The 22,653-nt window shown below is 68.0% G+C and carries 19 protein-coding genes, 1 other RNA gene and 1 pseudogene; 10 read left to right on the top strand and 11 right to left on the bottom strand.

What is annotated here, in order from left to right:
* Positions 1-143: 143 nt before the first annotated feature.
* The 3 genes from MHA02_RS10915 to MHA02_RS10905 all read right to left on the bottom strand — a co-directional run bounded on the left by MHA02_RS10915 (position 144) and on the right by MHA02_RS10905 (position 2,384).
* The gene (locus MHA02_RS10915) at positions 144-638 is read right to left on the bottom strand and encodes a dihydrofolate reductase (RefSeq protein WP_147078673.1); all 495 of its coding nucleotides are present in this window, start codon (positions 636-638) and stop codon (positions 144-146) included.
* Positions 638-1,429, bottom strand: a complete 792-nt coding sequence (locus tag MHA02_RS10910; protein ID WP_147078672.1) for a thymidylate synthase — start codon at positions 1,427-1,429, stop codon at positions 638-640. The genes MHA02_RS10915 and MHA02_RS10910 overlap by 1 nt, the downstream gene beginning before the upstream one ends.
* A gap of 76 nt (positions 1,430-1,505) precedes the next feature.
* Positions 1,506-2,384: a CPBP family intramembrane glutamic endopeptidase gene (locus MHA02_RS10905; protein WP_170249169.1), complete on the bottom strand. Its 879-nt coding sequence runs from the start codon at positions 2,382-2,384 to the stop codon at positions 1,506-1,508.
* Here MHA02_RS10905 and ssrA point away from each other — a divergent pair.
* From ssrA to MHA02_RS10890, 3 genes are all read left to right on the top strand, one after another.
* Positions 2,376-2,761, top strand: a transfer-messenger RNA (tmRNA) gene (gene ssrA, locus MHA02_RS10900). The genes MHA02_RS10905 and ssrA overlap by 9 nt on opposite strands.
* Before the next feature lie 63 nt (positions 2,762-2,824).
* Positions 2,825-3,475, top strand: coding sequence for an SspB family protein (locus MHA02_RS10895; RefSeq protein WP_147078670.1), 651 nt, complete (start codon positions 2,825-2,827; stop codon positions 3,473-3,475).
* Positions 3,476-4,094: 619 nt separating this feature from the next.
* A complete protein-coding gene (locus MHA02_RS10890; RefSeq protein WP_147078669.1) occupies positions 4,095-5,777 on the top strand; it encodes a methyl-accepting chemotaxis protein in 1,683 nt (560 codons plus the stop codon).
* A gap of 169 nt (positions 5,778-5,946) precedes the next feature.
* On the opposite strand, the gene MHA02_RS10885 is transcribed toward MHA02_RS10890, so the two are convergent.
* Positions 5,947-7,350, bottom strand: coding sequence for a cytochrome P450 (locus tag MHA02_RS10885; RefSeq protein ID WP_147078668.1), 1,404 nt, complete (start codon positions 7,348-7,350; stop codon positions 5,947-5,949).
* A 92-nt stretch (positions 7,351-7,442) separates the two neighbouring features.
* Between MHA02_RS10885 and fumC the strand changes: the two genes are divergently transcribed.
* From fumC to MHA02_RS10865, 4 genes are all read left to right on the top strand, one after another.
* Positions 7,443-8,855, top strand: coding sequence for a class II fumarate hydratase (gene fumC / locus MHA02_RS10880; RefSeq protein ID WP_147078688.1), 1,413 nt, complete (start codon positions 7,443-7,445; stop codon positions 8,853-8,855).
* A gap of 60 nt (positions 8,856-8,915) precedes the next feature.
* Complete coding sequence (locus MHA02_RS10875; RefSeq protein ID WP_147078667.1) at positions 8,916-9,104, top strand: DUF4169 family protein; 189 nt, start codon at positions 8,916-8,918, stop codon at positions 9,102-9,104.
* The gene (locus MHA02_RS10870) at positions 9,101-9,331 is read left to right on the top strand and encodes a ribbon-helix-helix domain-containing protein (protein WP_147078666.1); all 231 of its coding nucleotides are present in this window, start codon (positions 9,101-9,103) and stop codon (positions 9,329-9,331) included. The genes MHA02_RS10875 and MHA02_RS10870 overlap by 4 nt, the downstream gene beginning before the upstream one ends.
* A 214-nt stretch (positions 9,332-9,545) precedes the next feature.
* Positions 9,546-11,237, top strand: coding sequence for a methyl-accepting chemotaxis protein (locus MHA02_RS10865; protein ID WP_147078665.1), 1,692 nt, complete (start codon positions 9,546-9,548; stop codon positions 11,235-11,237).
* A gap of 63 nt (positions 11,238-11,300) precedes the next feature.
* On the opposite strand, the gene MHA02_RS10860 is transcribed toward MHA02_RS10865, so the two are convergent.
* The 4 genes from MHA02_RS10860 to MHA02_RS10845 form a co-directional block, all read right to left on the bottom strand.
* The gene (locus MHA02_RS10860) at positions 11,301-12,704 is read right to left on the bottom strand and encodes a heterodisulfide reductase-related iron-sulfur binding cluster (RefSeq protein ID WP_147078664.1); all 1,404 of its coding nucleotides are present in this window, start codon (positions 12,702-12,704) and stop codon (positions 11,301-11,303) included.
* Between the two features lie 18 nt (positions 12,705-12,722).
* On the bottom strand, positions 12,723-13,910 hold the full coding sequence (gene glcE, locus MHA02_RS10855; RefSeq protein ID WP_147078663.1) for a glycolate oxidase subunit GlcE: 1,188 nt from the start codon (positions 13,908-13,910) through the stop codon (positions 12,723-12,725).
* Positions 13,911-14,026: 116 nt separating this feature from the next.
* Positions 14,027-15,475 (bottom strand): lipopolysaccharide biosynthesis protein, encoded by a 1,449-nt coding sequence (locus MHA02_RS10850; RefSeq protein ID WP_147078662.1) that lies wholly within the window; start codon positions 15,473-15,475, stop codon positions 14,027-14,029.
* Between the two features lie 312 nt (positions 15,476-15,787).
* Positions 15,788-16,801, bottom strand: a complete 1,014-nt coding sequence (locus tag MHA02_RS10845) for a magnesium transporter CorA family protein (RefSeq protein WP_147078661.1) — start codon at positions 16,799-16,801, stop codon at positions 15,788-15,790.
* Positions 16,802-17,010: 209 nt separating this feature from the next.
* Between MHA02_RS10845 and MHA02_RS10840 the strand changes: the two genes are divergently transcribed.
* The 3 genes and pseudogenes from MHA02_RS10840 to MHA02_RS10830 form a co-directional block, all read left to right on the top strand.
* Positions 17,011-17,301 (top strand): co-chaperone GroES, encoded by a 291-nt coding sequence (locus tag MHA02_RS10840; RefSeq protein ID WP_147078660.1) that lies wholly within the window; start codon positions 17,011-17,013, stop codon positions 17,299-17,301.
* 96 nt (positions 17,302-17,397) lie between these two features.
* Positions 17,398-19,050, top strand: a complete 1,653-nt coding sequence (groL, locus tag MHA02_RS10835; protein ID WP_147078659.1) for a chaperonin GroEL — start codon at positions 17,398-17,400, stop codon at positions 19,048-19,050.
* Positions 19,051-19,156: 106 nt separating this feature from the next.
* Positions 19,157-19,372 (top strand): annotated as a pseudogene (locus MHA02_RS10830) (hypothetical protein); the annotation flags it as partial.
* 22 nt (positions 19,373-19,394) lie between these two features.
* Here MHA02_RS10830 and MHA02_RS10825 read toward each other — a convergent pair.
* The 3 genes from MHA02_RS10825 to nadC form a co-directional block, all read right to left on the bottom strand.
* On the bottom strand, positions 19,395-20,495 hold the full coding sequence (locus tag MHA02_RS10825; RefSeq protein ID WP_147078657.1) for an adenylate/guanylate cyclase domain-containing protein: 1,101 nt from the start codon (positions 20,493-20,495) through the stop codon (positions 19,395-19,397).
* Positions 20,496-20,776: 281 nt separating this feature from the next.
* Positions 20,777-21,409, bottom strand: a complete 633-nt coding sequence (locus MHA02_RS10820; RefSeq protein WP_147078656.1) for a L,D-transpeptidase — start codon at positions 21,407-21,409, stop codon at positions 20,777-20,779.
* Between the two features lie 278 nt (positions 21,410-21,687).
* Positions 21,688-22,548, bottom strand: a complete 861-nt coding sequence (gene nadC, locus MHA02_RS10815) for a carboxylating nicotinate-nucleotide diphosphorylase (protein ID WP_147078687.1) — start codon at positions 22,546-22,548, stop codon at positions 21,688-21,690.
* Between the last annotated feature and the right edge of the window lie 105 nt (positions 22,549-22,653).

Here is a 22,653-nt window from a genome sequence, read left to right as displayed (position 1 = left end):
CACCTGATTGGCAGCACCCGGTCCTGTCAAGGCCGTGAGGTGGGCATCCGATGCGTCTACCGCAACGGTTACGCCGTACCGTGCAGCCGCACACGGCCTGCGGCCTAAGCGCCGTCCCTGCGGGATGAAATCGGGATCCGGGCTCAGCCGATCCGCTCCAGGTCGATGAAGACGAAGGCATGATCGTCCCGACCGCCCGCCGGATGCGCCTCGCACAGGGTCTCGCGGTAGGCCGAGCGGTCGAAGGCCGGCAGGTACGCGTCGCCCTCGGGCGCGGTGTCGACCTCGGTCAGGTGGATACGGTCGGCATGGGGCAGCGCCAGCGCGTAGATCGCGCCGCCGCCGACGACCATCAGCTCGTCGGCATTCGCGGCTGCGAGCGCCTCCTCCCAGTCGTGGACGAGTTCGGCGCCCTCCGCCGCGAAGCCCCGATCACGGGTCAGCACGAGGCTCCGCCGTCCGGGCAACGGCCTGCCGATCGCCGAAAAAGTCTTGCGGCCCATCAGCATCGGCTTGCCCATGGTGAGCGCCTTGAAGCGCTTGAGATCGCTCGACAGGTGCCAGATCAGACCGTTGTCCCGGCCGATGACGCCATTGCTGGCGACGGCCACGACGAGGGAGATTTTTGGACGAACCATCAGACCGCTACCGGTGCCTTGATCGCCGGATGCGGCTCATAGCCCGCGATGGCGATGTCCTCGTAGGTGAAGTCGAACAGCGAGCGGACCTCCGGGTTGAGGCGCAGGATCGGCAGCGGCCTCGGCTCGCGGGCGAGCTGCGTCCGCGCCTGCTCCAGGTGGTTCACGTAGAGATGGGCGTCGCCGAAGGTGTGGACGAAGTCGCCCGGCTGCAGGCCCGACACCTGCGCGATCATCGCGGTGAGCAGCGCGTAGCTCGCGATATTGAAGGGAACGCCCAAGAAGACGTCGGCGGAGCGCTGGTAGAGCTGGCAGGAGAGCCGACCCTCGGCGACGTAGAACTGGAACAGGCAGTGACAGGGCGCGAGCGCCATCCGGTCGAGATCGGCCGGGTTCCAGGCCGAGACGATCAGGCGGCGCGAATCCGGGTTGCAGCGGATCTCGTCGACGACCTGCGCGATCTGGTCGACGCTGCCGCCCGCCTTGTCCCAGCTCCGCCACTGCTTGCCGTAGACCGGGCCGAGATCGCCGTTGGCATCCGCCCACTCGTCCCAGATCGTCACGCCCCTGGCCTGGAGCGCGCGCACGTTGGTGTCGCCGGCGAGGAACCAGAGCAGCTCGTGGATGATCGAGCGCAGATGAAGCTGCTTCGTGGTGACGAGCGGAAAGCCCCGGCCGAGGTCGAACCGCATCTGGTGGCCGAACACGGAAAGCGTGCCGGTGCCGGTACGGTCGTCCTTGCGGACACCCTCGCCGAGGATGCGTTCGAGAAGGTGGTGATAGGCCTGCATGGGCCGCAGGATAAGGCGGCGGGGGCCGGACCGATACCCGGCGGGGGCCGTGGCGCACAGGCTTGGCCGTGCTGCGTCAGTAGGCGCGCGGCCAGAGCAGATAGGCCAGAAGCGCCAGATTGCTCCATCCGTGCAGCAGCATGCAGGGCCAGAGACGTCCGGTGCGCCAGCGCAGCCAGCCGAGCGTCAGCGCCAGGGGCAGGAGCGAGATCGGCCGCGCGATGCCACCGGATTCCGACAGGTGGGCGAGGGAGAACAGAAGTGCGGTCGCCGCGATGACACCGGCTGGGCGCATGATCCGGCCGGCGCGGGCGAAGGCCTCGCCGCGCATCAGAAGCTCTTCCGCCATCGGCGCGAGGACGACGACGTAGGCGAACCATCCCGCCACCGCGAGCGGCGTCAGGAACGGCGAGATGCGGATGCCCTGCGCGAGACCGCCGTTCAGCGCCCGGGCCGTCTCCGTCACCCAGAGGATGTGGATGACCGGCCAGACCGCCATGAGGAGCCAGAGCCTGAGCGGGCTGCTCGTGCGCGGCTCGGCGGGACGCGTGAGCGCGAGCCTCCGTCGCCAGGCGGCGCCGTCCTGCCAGAGGGCCAGGCCGACGGCGAAACCCGCGATCAGCACCTGCCGCAGCACGTCGGCGGCGACACCCCGGCCCGCCATCTCGTAGAGGGGCAGGCGCGGGCGCAGCGCGGTGGGCGTGAAGACATCGAGGCCGATCCTGATGTCCGCCGCGACGCGGACCAGAAGGAGCGAGAGGAGGCCCGCCAGCGTCAGCACCGCAGCGGGAATCGCTACGAACAGCACCGCCTGCAGCAGCCAGGCGCCGAGGCCGAGGGTCGCGCCCGGAGCGACCGTCGCAGGATGTTCCGGCCCCGCTTCGGCTGCATGCGAGGCGTGCGCGGAAGCAACAGCGGCATCATCGAGCAGTCCACTGCGAGGATCGCTCTTCAAAACCGCCCCCGGTCCCTCTATATTCGCTTTGCCGGTCGCAAGGCCGGCTATGGCGATAAACGTTCTTCGAAATAAACCTATCGGACCCGGGGGCGGTACCCGGCGCCTCCACCAAGACCCAGGACCGATGGCCGCAAGGCCCGGCTCGGCTTCAGGCCTGGGTTTCGGCGGGGGCGAAATAGGATCGACGAGGGCGTAAAGGGTGAACTTTTGCTCGGCATGGTTCCGCCGTTATCGGGCCTCTGCAATAGTTGCCAATGACAACTTTGCTCCGGTCGCTGTCGCCGCGTAAGCGGTGCCGGTTACCGAAATCAAGTCCTAGCGGGTAGCACTGCATAGGCGGGGTTCGGAGGTACCTGGCAACAGAAACCTCCACTTTCATTTTGACGACCCCGGCGGCTTCCGACGTCCGGAACGCATCCCGGGCAGAGCGAGCGCCGATGGCTGAAGACCTGATCCGCTACGATCTCATGGTGCAGGACGCTCTGCGCGGCGTCGTGAAGCGGGTGCTGACCGATGCGGCCCGCGAGGGGCTTTCCGGCGAGCACCACTTCTACGTTTCCTTCCGCACCGAGGCTCCGGGCGTGCGCATGTCGCAGCGCCTGCGGGAAAAGTACCCGCAGGACATGACGATCGTCCTGCAGCACCAGTTCTGGGATCTCGGCGTCACCGAGCATTCCTTCGAGGTCGGCCTGTCGTTCTCGGGCGTGCCCGAGCGTCTGCTGGTACCGTTCGATGCGCTCTCGGGCTTCTTCGATCCCTCCGTCCAGTTCGGCCTCAAGTTCGACCTCCAGGAAGAGGGCGAGGCCTCCGAGGAGACCGAATCTGCACCGACGCCGACCCTCGTGAAGAGCGGCCCGCGCGGTGCGGCCTCCGAGCCGATGGAGATAAAGCCGAAGAATTCCGGCCTCGCCGCCATCTCCGGGCCGCCCAAGATCGTTCCCGCCCTCGCCGCCGCCGCCGGTAACAAGGTCGACGAAAACGCGAACGATGCGGACAAGCCGGGCAAGGATGCTCCGGCCGAGAAGGTCGCGGGGAAAGACACCGGCGCCGAGGTCGTGAGTCTGGATTCGTTCCGCAAGAAGAGCTGAGCGGCGGAACGACGGGACCCCGCACGGACCGAGCGTCGTCCGGTCGCCAGTTCCGATTCCGTCTCCTGCCGATCTGATCGCGCGTCGGATCGTCCCCCCTGCCGGAGAATACGCGCCTTGCAGGCAGGCGAAGCGATCCCGCGGCCATCAACCGACGTCGTGCTTTCAGCCCTGGAAGGCGTCGCGGCGCTCTCCAAGACAGGCGTGGGCCGATCGTTTTAGCCGGCAACCGTATCGTCCGTGAGGTGACGATCCGGGGCGGAGCCTTCGATACCGGCAGGTGGCTGGGCCGCTCGTCGAGATCGGGTGCCCGGCGTCAACCACGGTCGGCGTGGGGAGCAGCAACGCCATACGGCCTTTCTCCGCACGCCTTCGGGTTGTCCGGGCGCCACCACGCTGCTGGATTTGGCTGCACGCCGTCCAGCCATCTGCGCGATCCATCGCGACCCCGAGCCGGGCAGCCGATCGCAGCGGACAAATCGAACCTCTACCAAGCCATCTAATCTTCGAGTTCAAGATGCATTCCCACTGAAATACCCGGTCGGCCGGAGCATCTTCTGCAAATGGAATTTTAACCAAGAATGTCTACAATGTGACGATCGCCATCGGGTCGCCATCAATGCTTTCCAACCTCACCATTCGCGTGCGCTTGATCAGCGCGCTGCTCGTGCTGTTCGTCCTCACCTGCGGATTGGGCGGCTTCTGCTATGCCAAGCTCGCCGCGCTCAGCAGCGTGACCGACAATCTCGGCAGCCACGCGTTGCCGTCCACGCGCATCCTCGGCCGTCTCGCCACGAATTTCGAAGCCATCCGCAGCCGTCAGCTGGCCTATCTCGTGTCGAGCGAGGAGCGTCGTCCTCAATCCCTGCCGCGACTGCGTGCAAGCATGGCCGATGTCGCCCGGGACCTGGAAGACTACGCGCCCCTGGTCGATGCCGGTGAAACCGAGCTGTGGAACGCCGTCAAAACGACCGTGGTCGCCTACACGAACATGGGCGAGGAGTTCCTGCAGCGTACCAACGGCGGCGATGCGAAGGGCGCGAGCGCTCATCTGCTCGACGGGATGCTGCCGGCTCTCAATGCGGCGCGGGCTGCCATCAAGGCCGATCTCGCCTTCAACGAGACGAGCGGCAAACAGGATGCCGCCGCGGCGGTCGCTCTCGGTGAAAGCGCCCGCACGGCGATCCTCGTCGTGCTGGGGACGGTGGCGGCAACGACGCTCGGTGTCGGCTGCCTGTTGGTGTTCACGATTTCCGTCCCCGTCCGCCGTATGACGGAGGTGATGAACGAAGTCGCGGCTGGCGGCGCCACGGCAATCGATGTGCCCTATACCGGCGAGCGCAGCGAGATCGGCGCGATGGCCGCCGCCGTGAAGGTGTTCAAGGATAATCTGATCCGCACACGCCAGCTCGAGGTCGACACCGCCACGGCGCGGTTGGCGGCCGAAGAGCAGCGCAAGGCCGGCATGCGCCAGATGGCCGACGGGTTCGAGGCGGCGATCGGAGGCATCGTCGGCATGGTCTCGGCCTCCGCCACGGAGCTGCAAACCACGGCCCAGCAGCTCACCGCCTCTGCGCGCGAGACGGCGGGCCAATCGACCACGGTGGCGGCCGCGGCCGAAGAAGCGGCCAGCAACGTCAACACCGTGGCCGCTGCGGCGGAAGAATTGGGCTCGTCCGTTCACGAGATCGGACGGCAGGTCGACGGCTCGGCTCACCTCGCGAGGATCGCGGTCTCCGAGGCGGACCAGACCGGCGCGCTGGTCCAGGACCTGAGCGTAGCCGTATCCCGGATCGGCGACGTCGTCGGCTTGATTTCGACGATCGCCGGGCAGACCAACCTCCTGGCGCTCAATGCGACGATCGAAGCGGCGAGAGCCGGCGAGGCGGGCCGCGGCTTCGCCGTCGTCGCCGCCGAGGTGAAGGAACTGGCCAACCAGACGGCAAAGGCGACGGACGAGATTTCGGGTCAGATCGCACGCATCCAGGCTTCGACGGGCCAGGCGGTCACGGCGATCGGTTCGATCACCGAGAGGATCCAGGAGATCAGCGGCGTGGCGACGTTGATCGCGGCAGCCGTCGAGGAGCAGGGGGCGGCAACGCAGGAGATCGTGCGCAACGTCGGTCAGGCGGCCATGGGAACCGGCGAGGTCACCAGCAACATTGCGGGCGTGGCCGGCGCGGCCGAGGAGACCGGAGCCGCAGCGGGCCAAGTGCTCGGTGCGGCTTCGGAGCTGTCACGCCAGTCCGAGCACCTCGCAACGGAGGTCGATCGCTTCCTCGCAAGCGTCCGGGCGGCCTGAGGCGACTCGCGACCATCGGCCCGAAATGCGACCTACGATTTTCGAAAAAGTCGAAATAGAGCAATAACTTGGTGCATCTGCAGCACACCATCGCGCATCGGATGACCGCCGAGGCGCGATGGATGGTGCCTGTCCGGCCGCGAACGGCCGGGCAAAGCCGATCGCGATCTCAAGACCGCCGCCGCACCATCATCCGCACCCCATCCTCCGGCCGTAGCGTGACCCGGTGCAGCGGCACCACCGGCGGATGGCCGGCAGCGAGGTCGAGGCGGACGGCACGGGCGATGTGCGTCAGCACGAGAGTCGCCTCCTGCAGCGAAAAGCTCTGGCCGATGCAGACCCGCGGCCCCGCGCCGAACGGCAGGTAGGCGAAGCGCGAAATCGTTTCGCGGTTTTCGGGCAGGAAGCGCTCGGGGATGAAGGCGTCGGGATCGTCCCAGAGCGTCCGGTGACGATGGAGCACCCAAGGCGCAACCATGACGGTGGAGTTCTTCGGGATCTTGACCCGTCCGATTCGGTCCTCGCGGATCGCCTGCCGGCTCATGAACGGCACCGGCGGAAACAGCCGCATCGTCTCTTCCACCACCGCTTTGGCGAAGGGCAAGTTCTTCAGGGCGAAATGGCCGTCTTCGCCGACGGCGGCATCGGCTTCCGCCTCCAGGCGTTCCCGCGAGGCGTCGTCCTGCGAGAGGCAGTACAGCGCCCAGGTCAGGGCATTGGCGGTCGTCTCGTGCCCGGCGGCGATGAAGGTGACGATGTTGGCCTTCACTTCGAGATCGGTGAGGCCGTTGCCGGTCTCGGGATCGCTCGCGGTGAGGAGCAACGTGAGTAGATCGTGCGGCGCCTCTGCGCCCGTCCCGGTCAGCGCGCGGCGGCGCGCGATCAGCTCGCCCACCACCTCTTCGAAGAACCGCCCGGCCGGACGCGCCCGCAGCCGGCCGATGCGGGGTACGAAGCCGGGCACGCCGAACACGTCGAGCGGATCGATCGGCCCGATCGCCTCCAGGAAGCGGGTGATGGCGCGACCGACCGCGTCGGGATCACGCTTCAGCCCCTGGGTGAAGATCGTGCGCTCCAGGACGTCGAGGGAGACGCGCGTCATCTCGTTCGCCGCCTCAATGTGCGCGCCGTCACGCCGGGCGAGCCGGCGGGCGACGCGGGCGCCGGCGAGATTCATCGGTTCCGCAAAGCTCATGACGTGGCGAGGGGAAAAGATCGGCGCGATGGTGCGGCGCTGGTTGCGCCATTCGTCGCCCTCGGCCGAGAGCAGGCCGTTACCGAGGCCAGGTGCCAGGATGCGGCGCTGGAGGTCGTCCTTGCGATAGTTCTTCGCGTTGTCGACGTAGAGGTAGCGGATCAGGGCCGGGTCGCTCACCACCGTGATCCGCCCCATCACACCGTCGGCGGCCACCACCGGCTGCTCGAAATGCGCACGCATCCAGGTGGTGATCGGGTTTTTTCGCGCGGCCTTGAGGAACGCGAACAGGCCGAGATCCTCGGTGCGCGGCTTCGGCACCACGGGGCGGAAGCGAAAGGGCGCAGTCTCACGCGAGAGGACGGTGTCCGGCGGCATCGTCTCTCCTCAGAAATGGGTCGGCGGCGGAATCGCACTCCGCTGCCTCCTTGGTTAAGTAGGAGCGCGAAGACGCCAACGAAGAGGCCATGATGTCGCCGGAACCCTCGACCGAAACCCGTACCGAGTCCGACACCTTCGGCCCGATCGAGGTGCCGGCGCACCGCTACTGGGGCGCGCAGACCCAGCGCTCGATCCAGAATTTCCGGATCGGCACCGAGCATCAGCCGGCGCCGCTGGTGCACGCGCTCGGCCTCGTGAAGCAGGCCGCGGCCCTGGTGAACAAGGATCTCGGCGGCCTCGACCCGAAGGTGGCCGACGCCATCGCGGCTTCGGCCGCCGAGGTCGTGGCCGGTGAGCACGACGACGAGTTTCCGCTGGTGGTCTGGCAGACCGGCTCGGGCACCCAATCCAACATGAATGCCAACGAGGTCATCGCCTCGCTCGCCAACGAGCGGCTCGGGGGAAAGCGCGGCGGCAAGACGCCGGTCCACCCCAACGACCATTGCAATCGCGGCCAATCTTCGAACGATACGTTTCCGACCGCCATGCACATCGCGGTGGCCCGCGAGATCCAGGAGCGCCTGATCCCGGCGCTGACGCATCTGCATGGGGCGCTCGACGCCAAGGCGAAGGCCTTCGCAGACATCGTAAAGATCGGCCGGACCCATCTGCAGGATGCGACCCCGGTCTCCCTCGGCCAGGAATTTTCCGGCTACGCGGCGCAGGTGGCGCTCGGTGGGGCGCGCATCACCGCGACCCTGCCGGGCGTGCTGGCGCTGGCGCAGGGCGGCACCGCCGTCGGCACCGGTCTCAACGCGCATCCTGAATTCGCAGAGCGTTTCGCGGCGAAGGTCACCGAGCTGACCGGCCTGCCCTTCACCTCGGCCGAGAACAAGTTCGAGGCGCTGGCGACGCACGACGCCCTGGTGTTCACGCAGGGCGCGCTGACGGCGCTCGCCTCCGGCCTGTTCAAGATCGCCAACGACATCCGGCTGCTCGGCTCGGGTCCGCGCTCGGGGCTGGGCGAACTCTCGCTGCCGGAGAACGAGCCCGGCTCGTCGATCATGCCCGGCAAGGTCAACCCGACCCAGTGCGAGGCCCTGACCATGGTCTGCTGCCAGGTCGTCGGCAACGGCACCACGGTGAGCTTTGCCGGTTCACAGGGGCATTTCGAGCTGAACGTGTTCAAGCCGGTCATCGCCAACGCGGTGCTGCAATCGATCCGGCTTCTCGCCGATGCTGCGGTGAGCTTCACCGACAATTGTGTCGTCGGCATCAAGGCGAACCAGGACAGGATCGCAGACCTGATGAGCCGCTCGCTCATGCTGGTCACGGCGCTGGCTCCCTCGATCGGCTACGACAAGGCCGCCGAGATCGCCAAGACTGCGCACAAGAACGGCACTACGCTGAAGGAGGAAGCGCTGCGCCTGGGCTATGTCACCGAAGCGGAGTTCGAGCGCGTGGTGCGACCGGACACCATGCTGGCGCCCAGCATCGATTAGACGCATGATCCATGATCCGGCGGGTTGGGCTCGCCGGGTCCGGTCGGAGGATGTTTCGCCGTGGCCGAGATCATCAACCTCAACCAGTTCCGCAAGGCGCGCGACAAGGCCGAGAAGGCTGTCCGCGCCGCCGAGAACCGCGTCGTCTTCGGCCGGCCGAAGAAGGCCAAGACGCTCGCCGAGAAGAAGGCCGCCATCGAGTCCGACCGGCTCGAAGGCCACCGCCTCAAGAATCCCGACGACGCATGAGCGACGACGCGCCGGGCGGCCTGAAAAAGCGCTCGGTCATGATCGCAGGCCATCGCACCAGCGTCTCACTGGAGGCGCCGTTCTGGGACGCGGTGCGCGAGATCGCCGTAGCGCGTGGGCAGTCGGTCCAGGCGCTGATCGGCGCGATCGATGCGGGCCGCGGCGGGCAGAACCTGTCGTCGGCGATCCGGGTGTTCGTGCTGACGGCGCTGCGGCGGATGCCGTAGCCGGCGGGTACCGACCAACACAACCTGAAGCAGTTCCCAGCCGAAAATCCCATCATAAGTAGCGATATATTCGATAGCCCGCATTATGTGCGGTTTTTATACTTGGTTAACCAATTCGAAGTCTTCTGAGAACCGTTCCGGAATGATTTTCCGGTTCCCGGATTGCGCCACGCGCCGGCATTCCGGGGTCGCCCTAAGCGCTCGAATGGTTGACATGCGCCTCCGTCTCTCGATCAAGAGCGCTCTTGCCGGGGCCTTCGGCCTGCTTGCCCTCATTGCCGCGGGGCAAGGCGCGCTCTCGCTCGCCAAGCTGTCCAACATCCGGCAATACGCGAACGAAGTAGCCATCAACTGGCTGCCGTCCGTCCTGGCGGTCGGCGAACTCAAGGGGGCGATATCGGAGGTTCGGATCAAGCAGCTTCGGGTCATCGCGCTCTCCGGTTCTCCGGCGCAATTCGCCGAGAACAACGCGCAGTTGGACGACACGCTGACGAAAGTCGTGCAGGCCAGGAAGGCTTACGAGCCGCTGATCACCTCATCCGAGGAGCGGGCGCTGTACGAAGAGTTCGCAGCTCTCTGGGGCCGCTTCGAGCATATGACGGCCGAGATGCGCGACCTGACACGGGCCGGACAGACCGCAGCGGCCGCAATGCTGCTGGGAAAGCCGGAAAACGTCAACATCTATAATACGATGCGCGAAACTCTTACGCGGGATGCTGCGCTTAACGCGCATGGCGCCACGCGGGATTCGCAAGGATCGGTCGAGGCGGCGGACGCCGCGGCTCTCGCAGCCTACGTTTCTGTCGCGCTCGCCATAGCGGCAGCCGTCGGCGCAGCGGCGTTCGGCATGATCGGTATCTCGCGCCCGATCGGCCGGATGACCGCGACGATGGATGTTCTGGCGAAGGGCGACGCCGCGATCGAAGTGCCTTATCGGACGCGCCACGACGAGATCGGCGCCATGGCTTCGGCCGTCCAGGTGTTCAAGGACAACCTGATCCGCACCAGGGCGCTGGAAGAGGAAACCATCCTCGCCCGCAAGAGCGCCGAAGAGCAGCGCAGGAAAGCGATGCGCGACATGGCCGATGGCTTCGAGCGTGCGGTGAGCGGGATCATCGGCATGGTGACCTCGGCCTCCACCGAGCTGCAGGCGACCGCCCAGACGATGACGGCGACGGCCACCGAAACCGCGAGCCAGTCGACCACGGTGGCCGCGGCGGCGGAAGAGGCCGCGTCGAACGTCAACACGGTCGCCGCCGCGGCCGAGGAACTCGGCTCGTCGGTCCAGGAGATCGGCCGTCAGGTCGATGGTTCGGCCGCACTCGCCGGAGCGGCTGTCGGCGAAGCGGACCAGACGGCGATACTGGTGCAGGACCTGAGCGTCGCGGCGGCCAAGATCGGCGACGTGGTTCGGATGATCTCGGACATTGCCGGTCAGACCAACCTTCTCGCGCTCAACGCCACGATCGAGGCGGCGCGCGCCGGAGAGGCCGGACGCGGCTTCGCGGTCGTCGCGGCCGAGGTCAAGGAACTGGCGTCGCAGACGGCCAAGGCAACCGAGGAGATCGGCAGCCAGATCACCCGCATTCAGAGCTCGACCGATCAGGCGGTCGGCGCGATCGGCGGGATCGCCGGACGCATCCGGGAGATCAACGACGTGGCGACGTCGATCGCCGCGGCGGTCGAAGAGCAGGGCGCGGCGACGCAGGAAATCGTGCGCAACGTCTCCCAAGCCGCGGCCGGTACCGGAGAGGTCACCTTCAACATCACGGGTGTCGCCCGCGCCGCCGAGGATACCGGAGCCGCAGCCTCCCAGGTCCTCGCCGCATCCTCGGAGTTGTCGCGCCAGTCGGAGCACCTGAACCAGGAAGTCGCACGGTTCCTCGCGACGGTGCGGGCGGCCTGACGCCCAGCCCCGGTCGCAAGCCCAGAACGACCGGACGCGCCGCAAGCAACGCGTCCTCGTCCGCTACTCGGCCGCGATCGGCAGAGCGCCGGCTTCTCGTTCGGAAAGGCGCTCCAACGCCGCCGGCCGCGGCCCGCCGGTCGCCCAATCCAGCAGTTCGACTGTGTGCAGGATCGGAATCCCCGTCCCCTTCCCGATCTGCGTAACGCAGCCGATGTTACCGGTGGCGATGAGGTCGGGCCGCATCCGCTCGATGTTGGCGACCTTGCGGTCGCGCAGGCGGTTCGCGATCTCGGGCTGCAGGATGTTGTAGGTCCCGGCCGAGCCGCAGCAGAGATGCCCCTCCGGCACGTCCTTCACGGTGAAGCCGGCCTTCTTCAGCAGGGTCTTGGGCTCGGTGCGAATGCCCTGGCCGTGCTGCATCGAGCAGGCGGAGTGATAGGCGACGACGAGGTCGGCATCCTGCACCGGCGGCAGCAGCCCGATTGAGGCCACGTATTCGGTGACGTCCTTGGCGAGGCCCGAGACGCGCGCGGCTTTCTCGGCATAGGCCGGGTCGTCGCGGAACATGAAGCCGTAATCCTTGATCGTCGTGCCGCAGCCCGAGGCCGTCACCACGATCGCGTCGAGGCCCTCGCCGTCGATCTCGGCCATCCAGGCGTCGATGGCGCGCTTGGCGAAGCCGTGGGCCGAGTGCTCCTTGCCCATGTGATGGGTCAGCGCCCCGCAGCAGCCCTCGTTCTTCGCCTGCACGACCTCGACGCCGTGGCGCGTGAGCAGGCGGATCGCCGCCTCGTTGAAGTCCGGCCGCAGCACGCTCTGTGCGCAGCCGCGCAGCAGCGCGACCCGCCCCCGGCGCGTCACCGGCGCGGTGTCGTCGCCCTCCTGGATCAGCGCGCTGATCTCCTGGGCGGCAAGATCGGCCGGGAAGGTGCCGGGCCGGTCCGTGGGGTTGCGGTTCGGCAGCTGTGCCGGCGCGAGATCGAGCATCGCCGCGAGCCGGTTGCCGACCCGCGGCAACCGCGCGACGAGCGGGCGGAACGGGCTCCCCAGCTTCGCCCCGAGCAGCGCCAGGCGAAACCGGTTCGGGTAGGGCAGCACGAACGCGAGCACCGCGCGCAGCAGCCGGTCGCTCAGCGGGCGCCGGTAGGTCTTCTCGATATGCGTGCGGGCATGGTCGACGAGGTGCATGTAGTGCACGCCCGAGGGGCAGGTCGTCATGCAGGACAGGCACGACAGGCAGCGGTCGACATGCTTGACCACCTCGGCGGACGCGGCCTTGGCGCCCTCCAGCATGTCCTTGATCAGGTAGATTCGTCCGCGGGGTGAATCCAACTCGTCCCCAAGCAGCACGTAGGTCGGGCAGGTCGCGGTACAGAACCCGCAATGCACGCAGGTCCGCAGGATCTTTTCGGAGGATTTCGTCGCCGGATCCGCGAGCTGGGCGAGGGTGAAATTGGTTTGCACTCTGGTGTTCCTGAAGCCTCAAACGGCCGCGTACATCCGTCCCGGGTTGAACACGCCCACCGGGTCGTGCGCCGCCTTGATCCCGGCGGTGAGCCGCATCAGCGGCGCGGTCAGCGGCTCGAAGACCGGTACGGCGGCACGCACCGCATCGGGCGCCCGCACCAGCGTCGCGTGGCCGCCATGCGCCCGGGTGGCGGCGCGGATCGCTTCGGCACCGGCATCGCCTGCGGCGTCGGTGGCGAGCCAGATCAGGCCGCCGCCCCAGTCGTAGTACCAGCGCGCCTCGCAGCTCAGGGCGACGGCCTGCGCGAGGGCCACGCCGCGCACCGGCGCCGTCGAGATCCGCCAGATCGCAGCGTTGCGCGGCTCGGTGAGCGGGGCGACGTCGCGCACGCCCTGCCAGAGGGCAGTGCAGGCCTCGCCGTCCACGGTCTCGGGCGCGCCGTAGCGCTTGAGCAGGCGCGCGAGTTCGCCGAGTCGATAGTCGATCGACTTCGAAAACCCCTCGACCCGCATCAGCGTGCGCGCCTCGCTCGTCCCAAGGCCGGCCGGCAGATGCGCCGCGCCGGTGAGCTCGAAGGGCGAGCCGAGGGCCGCGCTCAGCGCTTGGATGGCACGGGCATCGTCGAGGCCGCGGAACACCAGCGTCGCCACGCGCTCCTGCACCGGCAGCACCTTGAAGGTCACCTCGGTGAGCAGGCCGAGCGTGCCCCACGACCCGGCCATCAGCTTCACGAGATCGAGCCCGGTGACGTTCTTCATCACCCGGCCGCCGGACTTGATCGGCTGGCCACGCCCGTTGACGAAGCGCACGCCGATCAGGCTGTCGCGGGCCGCACCGGCATTGATCCGGCGGGGACCGGAATTGTTGCAGGCGGCGACGGCGCCGAAGGTCGGCTCGCCGGTCGACCCCATCAGGCCGCGATGGTCCATCGGCTCGAAGGGCAGCATCTGGCCGCGCTCGGCCAAGAGCGCCTGAACCTCGGCGAGCGGCGTGCCGGCACGGGCCGAGACCACCATCTCGGCCGGCTCATAGAGCGTCACGCCGGTGATGCTCGACGCCGAGAGCGTCGCCTCGTCCTGCGCCGGCCGGCCGATCCCAGCCTTGGTGCCCCCGCCGACGAGACGCAGCCGCTCCGTCCGGGCGACGGCATCCGCAACGATCGCGGCGGCCTCCTGCTCGCTCGCGGGAGCGTATGAACCCATGGTTTCCTGCCCGTGAGCGCCTGTGATCCGCGCTCTTTGGAAGCACTCAAAACGGAATGGCCATGGGATACAAGCGCGACCGCGGGGCGCAGGAGAGGATTTCTGCGCGAATACCCCTATTCCGCCGCCACCGGACGCCGGCGTCCGAACCGCTCCGTGACGAGCAGGCGCAGTCCCGCGATGTCGAAGACCCAAACCACCGCTCCGTAGAGCGCGACGCCGAGGCCGACGCAGATCGTCAGGGCGACGGCCGGTTCGAGATGGCGCAGGGGCGCCAGTACCACCAGCATGGCGAGGCTCGCTGCGGCGGAGAGCCCGATGTCGCGCCACGGCATCGCGAGCCGATCCGGGCCGAACAGGGCGCGGCCCGCCAGCAGCGCCACCGCCGCCGCGAGCCCCAACGACTGCGCCACCGCGATGCCGGCCGGTCCCATCAGCCTCGGCAGCACGGCGAGGCCGATGCCGTTGATCGCGCAGCCCAGCAGCGCGGCGGCGATCACCGGCCTCGTCCGGCGCCGGATCTGGAAGATCGGGTTCAGAGCGAAGTTCATGATCGAGAGGCAGAACAGGCCGGGGATCAGCAGCGCGGTGTAGAGCGCGAACGGCCCGCGAAAGGCCTCCGGCACGACGAGCTGCTGCAGCGCCGGCGTCACCGCCCAATAGCCGGCGGCGCAGGGCAGCAGCAGGGCGACCACGACGCCGATGTTGCGCGTGATCTGCGCTTCCGCCGCCTCGCGGCCGTGATGCTCCTCCGCCCGCACCGCAAGCTGGAACAGCAGCAGATCGAGGGCGGTGCCGAGCGTCGAGAAGCCGCGCGAGCCGAGATCGGCCGCGAGCGCGAAATAGCCGGCTTCGGAAAAGTCTGCCGCCGCCGCGATGGCGCCGCGGTTGATGAACGGCATCAGCTGGTAGATCGCGTTTGCCGCGATCAGCGGCAGCCCGTAGCCGGCAAACAGCCGCAGCGTCTGCCGGCTGCGCTCCGGCGCGAACACGCCCGGCCGGTCGTGCAGTGCGGCGCGCATCACGACCACGGCGAGCGCCTGGGCCGCCGCGCCCGCGAGCAGCACCCAGACCGGCTGCGGGAAGAACCAGGCCGTGCCCGCCATCAGCACGAGGCCGAAGACGTTCTTCCAGACCACGAGCTTGAGATAGGTGCCCCCGACGAAGCGGGCGCGGGCGAGCGCGGCGTGATAGTCGAACAGCCCGATGCCGACGGCGGTGAGCGCGGTCGCCGCAGTGATCGCGAGCCGGCTCTCGGGGCTCGGATCGATCGCGAGGCCGAGGCCGGCGCAGAGTGCGGCGAGAGCGACGAGGGCGACGGCGATGACGCCGTAGGCACGGTCGAGCCCGGCCCGGATCCAGGGCTCGCCGTCGCGCACGCGCGCCGAATAGAACCGCGTCGCCGAGAGCCGCAGCCACTCGAACAGCAGCGTGTTCAGCACCACCGCCCCGGCGGTCGCCAGGGCGAAACGCCCGAAATCCGCCGGCCCGAGCATCTTCGCGATGAGCAGGCCGAGCAGCAGGTTCAAGGCCGAGTTGATGACGAAGGCGACGATCACGGCCATCGGTGCAGAGGTCCCGCGCGACTGCGCCGGTGTCTCACCACGCGCCCACGGCATTCTCGGGGCGAGGCGCCAAGAAAGGCTGAACGGAAAGGTGGGACCAGATCCGATCCTGCAAACGACAACGCCCCTCATGCTGAGGCGCCGCGCCAGCGGCCTCGAAGCACGGCTGGCGGTACTGCAAAGCATCGGGTCGGCTAGCGTCCGGTGTGCGGGACGAGCCGCTGCCGTGCTTGGAGGCCCGCTGGCGCGGGCTCCTCAGCATGAGGGGCCGTGGTGGGTGCCCGGTCGCGCTTCGGAACGACCGCGTGGCCCCTACACCCAGCCCTTGATGCGAAAAATCAGGATCGGAAGCAGCGCCGAAAGCGCGATCAGAGCCAGACCGTAAGGATAGCCGTAGGCCCATTCGAGTTCGGGCATATGCTTGAAGTTCATGCCGTACATCGAGGCGATCAGGGTCGGCGGGATGCCGACGACCGAGACGACGGTGAGCACGCGAAAGGCGTTGTTCTGCTCGATGTTGATCAGCCCGAGGGCCGCGTCGAGCAGGAACTGAAGCGTCTCCGACTGGCGCGTCTCGAACTCGTCGAGCGAGGCGATGTCCCGCGAGAGGGTGTCGAAGCGGGGGCTCTCCTCTTCCCCGAACCCCAGCGCCTGCGGGCAGGAATCCTTCACGAAGGGCACGATCCGCTCGAGGCCGAGCAAGCTGGCGCGGACCTTCGCCAGGGACTTGCCCTGCCGGCCGATGGAGCGGAGCAGTCGGCGCAGGGCCAGATCGCGGCGCTTCGGCGAACCGCGGCTGCCGTTGTCGGAGCCGGGCTTGGCGGCGGGGTCGAAGTCGAAGATCCGCGTCGAGAGTTGGCCGAGATCGCTCGACATCTCCTCCAGCGTGTCGGCGAGGCCGTCGACCAGCTCCTCGATCACCAGCAGGAAGATGTCGACGCTGGTGGTGCAGTCGCCGTCATGCTCGGCCACCCGCGTCTTCACGGTCTCGTAGGAGCGCAGGTCGGCGAAGCGGATGGTGACGAGGTGCTCCTTGGTGAGCACGAAGCCCAGTGGCTTCAGGGCGAGATCGGTGCGGTCGAAGGTGATCATCGGCGAGGACAGCGAGAGGCCGCCGTTCTTCAGCCGGCGCAGGCGGCTCGACGACTCGACTTCGCTCAAAGCGGCGCGCGAGGGCACCCGGATGCCGGTGGCCGCCTCGACCTGCCGCGCCTCTTCCTCGGTGGGGTCGAGCAGGTCGATCCAGACCGCGTGCTCGGGCAGGCCACCCCCGGCCTTGAGCACGCCATGGTCGACCGGGCCGTGCGGCCCGTGCAGGCTGATCATGGATGCGAAGAACCTTCTGAGACCGCGTCCGGCGGAAGAAGCCGCTTTTCCGTTCGGGGCGAACGGCAGCGCTCATTGACTCGAAATTGGAGCGTGCCTATCTCACCGCTGCCGCTGGCACTCACGACATGAGAGTGCTAACGAGCGGGTCGTGACGCGGTCTTCGCCGCATCAAGACCATCCCAGAATTCGAAGCAAGAGGGCAGCTCATGAAGTTCCGTCCGCTGCACGACCGAGTCGTCGTCCGCCGCATTGAGGGTGAAGAGAAGACGAAGGGCGGCATCATCATCCCGGATACCGTCAAGGAAAAGCCGCAAGAGGGCGAAGTTCTCGCCGTCGGTCCCGGCGCCCGTGACGAGGCCGGCCGCATCAACGCGCTCGACGTCAAGGCCGGCGACCGCGTGCTGTTCGGCAAGTGGTCCGGCACCGAGGTCAAGATCGATGGTCAGGACCTCCTGATCATGAAGGAATCCGACATCATGGGCGTCGTCGCACTCTAAGCGACGCCTCCCAGAACGACCCGAACGACAGCCCTTTGAGGCCGCTCCCAGGAGCGCGCCTTGGGGCTTACCCGATACTTTGAAAGGATTGAGCACATGGCAGCGAAAGACGTTCGTTTCTCGTCCGACGCCCGCGATAAGATGCTGCGCGGCGTCGACATTCTCGCGGATGCGGTGAAGGTCACGCTCGGCCCCAAGGGCCGCAACGTCGTCATCGACAAGAGCTTCGGCGCTCCCCGCATCACCAAGGACGGCGTCACCGTCGCCAAGGAGATCGAGCTCGCCGACAAGTTCGAGAACATGGGCGCCCAGATGGTGCGCGAAGTGGCCTCGAAGACCAACGACATCGCCGGCGACGGCACCACCACCGCGACCGTGCTCGCCCAGGCGATCGTCCGCGAGGGCACCAAGTACGTGGCCGCCGGCATGAACCCGATGGACCTGAAGCGCGGCATCGACCTCGCCACGGCCGCCGCGGTGAAGGACATCACCGGCCGCGCCAAGAAGGTCGCCGAGTCGAGCGAAGTCGCCCAGGTCGGGACGATCTCGTCGAACGGCGACAAGGAAATCGGCGAGATGATCGCCCATGCCATGCAGAAGGTCGGCAACGAGGGTGTCATCACCGTCGAGGAGGCCAAGACGGCCGAGACCGAACTCGACGTCGTCGAGGGCATGCAGTTCGACCGCGGCTACCTCTCCCCGTACTTCATCACCAACGCGGAGAAGATGGTCGCCGAGCTCGAGGACCCCTACATCCTCATCCACGAGAAGAAGCTGTCTTCGCTCCAGGCGATGCTGCCGGTGCTCGAGGCCGTGGTGCAGACCGGCAAGCCGCTCGTCATCATCGCCGAGGACATCGAGGGTGAGGCGCTCGCCACGCTCGTCGTGAACAAGCTGCGCGGCGGCCTCAAGGTCGCGGCCGTCAAGGCTCCGGGCTTCGGCGATCGCCGCAAGGCGATGCTCGAGGACATCGCGATCCTGACCAAGGGCCAGATGATCGCCGAGGACCTCGGCATCAAGCTCGAGAACGTCCAGCTCCCGATGCTCGGCCGCGCCAAGCGCGTCCGCATCGAGAAGGAGACCACCACGATCATCGACGGCGCCGGCGAGAAGTCCGACATCGAAGCCCGCGTCGGCCAGATCAAGGCGCAGATCGAGGAGACCACCTCGGACTACGACAAGGAGAAGCTCCAGGAGCGTCTCGCCAAGCTCGCAGGCGGCGTCGCGGTTATCCGCGTCGGCGGCGCGACCGAGGTCGAGGTCAAGGAGAAGAAGGACCGCGTCGACGACGCTCTGAACGCCACCCGCGCTGCGGTGGAAGAGGGTATCGTCCCCGGTGGCGGCGTCGCGCTGCTGCTCGCCAAGAAGGCGGTCGCCCTGCTCAAGAGCGACAACCCCGACGTCCAGGCCGGCATCAAGATCGTGCTCAAGGCGCTCGAGGCCCCGATCCGTCAGATCGCCCAGAACGCGGGCGTCGAAGGTTCGATCGTCGTCGGCAAGATCAACGACAACGGCGGCGAGACCTACGGCTTCAACGCCCAGACGGAAGAGTACGTCGACATGATCCAGGCCGGCATCGTCGACCCGGCCAAGGTCGTGCGCACCGCCCTCCAGGACGCGGCCTCCATCGCGGGCCTGCTCGTGACCACGGAAGCCATGGTCGCCGATGCTCCGAAGAAGGACAACGGCGGCGGCGGCATGCCCGGCGGCGGCATGGGCGGCGGCGGCATGGGCGGCATGGACTTCTAAGTCCGCGCCACCATCGCAACAGACGAGAGGGGTCGCCGAGAGGCGGCCCCTTTTTCGTTGGCAGCCCGCGAATCTCCTGAACAGTGTGGCACGCTGGAAGGTTCATTTCCCGATCCCCGGCGTTCCGAAGGATTTCTGCCTGAAGGGCGCCGTCTTTGCCGATGCCGGTACGCTCCTCGGTCGGCGGCTCGATCCTCTGAAACTCGCCGCTCTCGATTACGCCTATGCGCTCACCAAGGACGAAGGCGTCCAGACCTCCGTCGGCCGCGTCGGCGAAGACCAGATCCGGGCCTTCCGCTGCTCGGGCCGCTCCAAGTACTAAGGCCGTCGCTCGGCGATCCGGGTCATCGCGCGACGGCGGCCCGCGGCCGGGCGGCGGAGGGCGGATCGGCGGCGACGGCCTTCTCGACCATGGCGGCAGCGGCATCGCCGCTCCGCTCCAGCGTCGCCACGGCGAGTTGCTGGTCGCGCCCGCGCAGGGTGTGCGAGCCGAGGGGGCGCACGCTGATCCCGGCCGGCAGCGGCGGCAGACGGTCGAGCAGGGCTTGCGAGATCAGCATGTCGACGCCGAGGGGCCGGCACAGCGCCTCGATCCGCGAGGTCACGTTCACCGCGTCGCCGAAATACGCGATCTTGTGCCGGTCGACCCCGACTTCCGCCGTGACCACCGAGCCGCCGTGCAAAGCCGCGCGCAGCCGCGGCACGGTGCCGAAGCGGGTCTTCCAGGCCTCGGCCTCGGCCTCGATCCGGTCGCGGACGGCGAACAGGCAGGAGACGCAGCGCGCGTCCTTGAGTCCGCGCTCCATCGGCCAGGTGATCATCGCCATGTCGCCGATATAGTCGTCGGTGGAGCCCTGGAACCGGCGCACCGGCTCGGCCAGCGTGGCGAATACCGCCCCGAGATATTCTTGCGCCCGCAGGTCGCCGTGGGTCTCGGCGAAGGCGGTCGAGCCGACCACGTCGAGGAACAGGAAGATGCGCTCCTCCTCGACCGGCCGGTGATAGCGGCCGATCAGGAAGTTCACGAAGACCTCGCCACCGATGAGGTCGCGCATGCGGATGACGAAGACGAGGAAGGCCGAGACCGCGAGCGCGTAGGCCAGCACACGGGGCGTCGTGCGCACCGCCTCGCCGAGATGGTCGCCGGTGAGACCGAGCGCCCAGACGACGACGCCGCCGAGCGCATTGCCGGCAACGATCATCAGCACGTAGGAGAGTTCGGCCGCCGGCACGTAGAGGGAGGCGGGCAGGCGCCGGATGCGCGATTGCAGGCCGGCCAGGATCAGCCCCCTGTCGAAGGCCAAAGCCGCCGTGCCGATGCAGAAGCCGTAGACGAACCCGGCCGCCGGCGAGGCGCCCTGTGCGAACACGACGTTGTAGAGCAGGCCCGCGCCGCCAGCGGCGACGAGGATCAGGACCCAGAACCATCGGTGCTGCGGCAGCATCAGACGACCCTCGACACGCGCGGCCTGCCTGCGCCGGCCTGCAACCGTTCGGCGCGGGTCTGGGGCAGGGCGGTTCGCACGGGCGCTCCTTATCGTAGCTCGGATCGCGGGGCGGACCCTGCACGCAACGTCGATCCACCGCCTGCGAGGGTCATGCCGCCATGATGGCGCCAGTGTGGCGGCGATGCACGCCCGCCGGTTCCCGATCGCGTGAGGAACCGCGCAAAAGAATAGGGCCGACGTTTCCGCCGGCCCTTCGATCGATCCTCAGAGAACCGCACTCAGCGCTGGACGATGACCCGCGTGCCGACCTTGACCCGGGTGTAGAGGTCCGAAACGTCCTCATTCGTCATGCGGATGCAGCCCGACGACACGGCGGTGCCAATCGTCTCCGGCTCGTTCGAACCGTGGATGCGGTAGATCGAGCCGCCGAGATACATGGCGCGGGCGCCGAGCGGGTTCTCGATGCCGCCTTTCATGTAGCGGGGCAGGTCGGGACGGCGGCGCAGCATCTCCGACGGGGGACGCCAATCCGGCCATTCGCGCTTCATCGTGATGTTCTGCGTGCCGCCCCAGGTGAAGCCGGGACGACCGACGCCCACGCCGTAGCGCATGGCCTGTCCGCCGCCCATCACGAGGTAGAGACGGCGCTCGGCCGTCGACACCACGATGGTGCCGGGGCTGTAGGGGCCGGAGAATTCCACCATCTCGCGCTGGATCGCGGTGGCCTGGGGCACCGTGCTCTGCAGCGGGTCGGCGGCCGGAAGCGAAGCGTTCTGCGGGCGCACGCGCACCGTCAGCACGTCGCTGAGCGGCTGGCGGGTCAGCGGGTCGATCTCATAGGCGGAGGCGGGCGCCGCCAGCGCGATGGACGCGCAGGCGAGGCCCGCGAGGGCGGTGACGATACGGCGCATCGAAGCCTCTCGAGGGCAGGCGGACTTGTGGAAACTCGGTGGATAACTGCCGCGCGTCGCCGCACGGATCGACGCCCAGACGTAAACCGCAGCGCGTTAAAGCCAAGCTCTATTCGCGCACCGAACGCGGTTCCGCGGCCGTCGTGACCATGTGGCAACACGGTGGCAGCTTGGCCATACGCGCGGAAAACCGGTCTTCGGCGGCCCCGTGATTCCAAAGACTTGCCCGGATTCTGGTCCGGACGAATTCCTAACAGATTGTGACCTCGGCGTGGCGCTCAGGCGGCGTCGAGCCCAAGATCGATGATCGCCGCGCTGTGCGTGATCCAGCCGACCGAGATCAGGTCGACGCCGGAAGCGGCCACCGCGCCGACGGTGTCTCGGTTGATCCGTCCCGAGGCCTCGGTGATGGCCCGGCCGCCGACCATGCGGACCGCCTCGGCGAGCGTCTCCGGGCTCATGTTGTCGAGGAGTACGGCGTCGGCGCCCACCGACAGCGCCTGTTCGAGCTGAGCCAGGGTGTCGACCTCGATCTCGATCTTGACGAGATGACCGGTGCGGGTCCGGGCCCGCTCGATCGCCAACACGATGCCGCCGGCCACCGCGACGTGGTTGTCCTTGATCAGCACCGCATCGTCGAGGCCGAAGCGATGGTTCGCGCCGCCGCCGGCCCGCACCGCGTGCTTCTCCAGCGCCCGCAGGCCCGGCGTGGTCTTGCGGGTGCAGACGATCCGCGCCCTGCCATGCGGGCGCGCTGCCTCGACGAGAGCCGCCGTGGCCGTGGCGACACCCGAGAGCCGGCACAAGAGGTTCAGGGCCACGCGCTCGGCGGTGAGGATGGCCCGCGCCGGCCCGTCCAGCCGGATCACGGTATCGCCCGGCGCGACTCGGGCACCGTCGCCGCGCTCGACCGTGACTAGCACGGTCGGATCGATCAGGCCGAAGGCGATCACCGCGGTCTCGATGCCGGCAATGACGCCCTCCTGCCGGGCGGCGATGACGCCCGACAGGCGGGCCTCGGCCGGCACGATCGCATCCGTGGTGATGTCGCCGGCCCGGCCGAGATCCTCCAGCAGGGCCGCGCGAACGATCGGCTCGACGAGAAGCCGAGGCAGCGGAAGAAGCGTGTCGTGAGGCATCTTCGTGGTCTCGATCTTCACTGTGTATCCACAGTGCGCCTCTCCTCCCCGTTGCGGGGAGGAGTTGGAGGTGGGGCTGGTGCCGCTTGGTCCGACAACGGCGGG

It is taken from the genome of Methylobacterium haplocladii (assembly GCF_007992175.1).
GTDB classification, from domain to species: Bacteria; Pseudomonadota; Alphaproteobacteria; order Rhizobiales; family Beijerinckiaceae; genus Methylobacterium; species Methylobacterium haplocladii.
Note: the sequence above shows the minus strand (reverse complement) of the source record. Positions and strands in the feature narration are given on the sequence as shown.

Bases quoted from the DNA above. Each gene is read 5' to 3' on its own strand.
- MHA02_RS10915 (WP_147078673.1), bottom strand. From the start codon at position 638: ATGGTTCGTCCAAAAATCTCCCTCGTCGTGGCCGTCGCCAGCAATGGC.
- MHA02_RS10910 (WP_147078672.1), bottom strand. From the start codon at position 1,429: ATGCAGGCCTATCACCACCTTCTCGAACGCATCCTCGGCGAGGGTGTC.
- MHA02_RS10895 (WP_147078670.1), top strand. From the start codon at position 2,825: ATGGCTGAAGACCTGATCCGCTACGATCTCATGGTGCAGGACGCTCTG.
- MHA02_RS10890 (WP_147078669.1), top strand. From the start codon at position 4,095: ATGCTTTCCAACCTCACCATTCGCGTGCGCTTGATCAGCGCGCTGCTC.
- MHA02_RS10885 (WP_147078668.1), bottom strand. From the start codon at position 7,350: ATGCCGCCGGACACCGTCCTCTCGCGTGAGACTGCGCCCTTTCGCTTC.
- fumC (WP_147078688.1), top strand. From the start codon at position 7,443: ATGTCGCCGGAACCCTCGACCGAAACCCGTACCGAGTCCGACACCTTC.
- MHA02_RS10870 (WP_147078666.1), top strand. From the start codon at position 9,101: ATGAGCGACGACGCGCCGGGCGGCCTGAAAAAGCGCTCGGTCATGATC.
- MHA02_RS10865 (WP_147078665.1), top strand. From the start codon at position 9,546: ATGCGCCTCCGTCTCTCGATCAAGAGCGCTCTTGCCGGGGCCTTCGGC.
- glcE (WP_147078663.1), bottom strand. From the start codon at position 13,910: ATGGGTTCATACGCTCCCGCGAGCGAGCAGGAGGCCGCCGCGATCGTT.
- MHA02_RS10850 (WP_147078662.1), bottom strand. From the start codon at position 15,475: ATGGCCGTGATCGTCGCCTTCGTCATCAACTCGGCCTTGAACCTGCTG.
- MHA02_RS10845 (WP_147078661.1), bottom strand. From the start codon at position 16,801: ATGATCAGCCTGCACGGGCCGCACGGCCCGGTCGACCATGGCGTGCTC.
- MHA02_RS10840 (WP_147078660.1), top strand. From the start codon at position 17,011: ATGAAGTTCCGTCCGCTGCACGACCGAGTCGTCGTCCGCCGCATTGAG.
- groL (WP_147078659.1), top strand. From the start codon at position 17,398: ATGGCAGCGAAAGACGTTCGTTTCTCGTCCGACGCCCGCGATAAGATG.
- MHA02_RS10825 (WP_147078657.1), bottom strand. From the start codon at position 20,495: ATGCTGCCGCAGCACCGATGGTTCTGGGTCCTGATCCTCGTCGCCGCT.
- MHA02_RS10820 (WP_147078656.1), bottom strand. From the start codon at position 21,409: ATGCGCCGTATCGTCACCGCCCTCGCGGGCCTCGCCTGCGCGTCCATC.
- nadC (WP_147078687.1), bottom strand. From the start codon at position 22,548: ATGCCTCACGACACGCTTCTTCCGCTGCCTCGGCTTCTCGTCGAGCCG.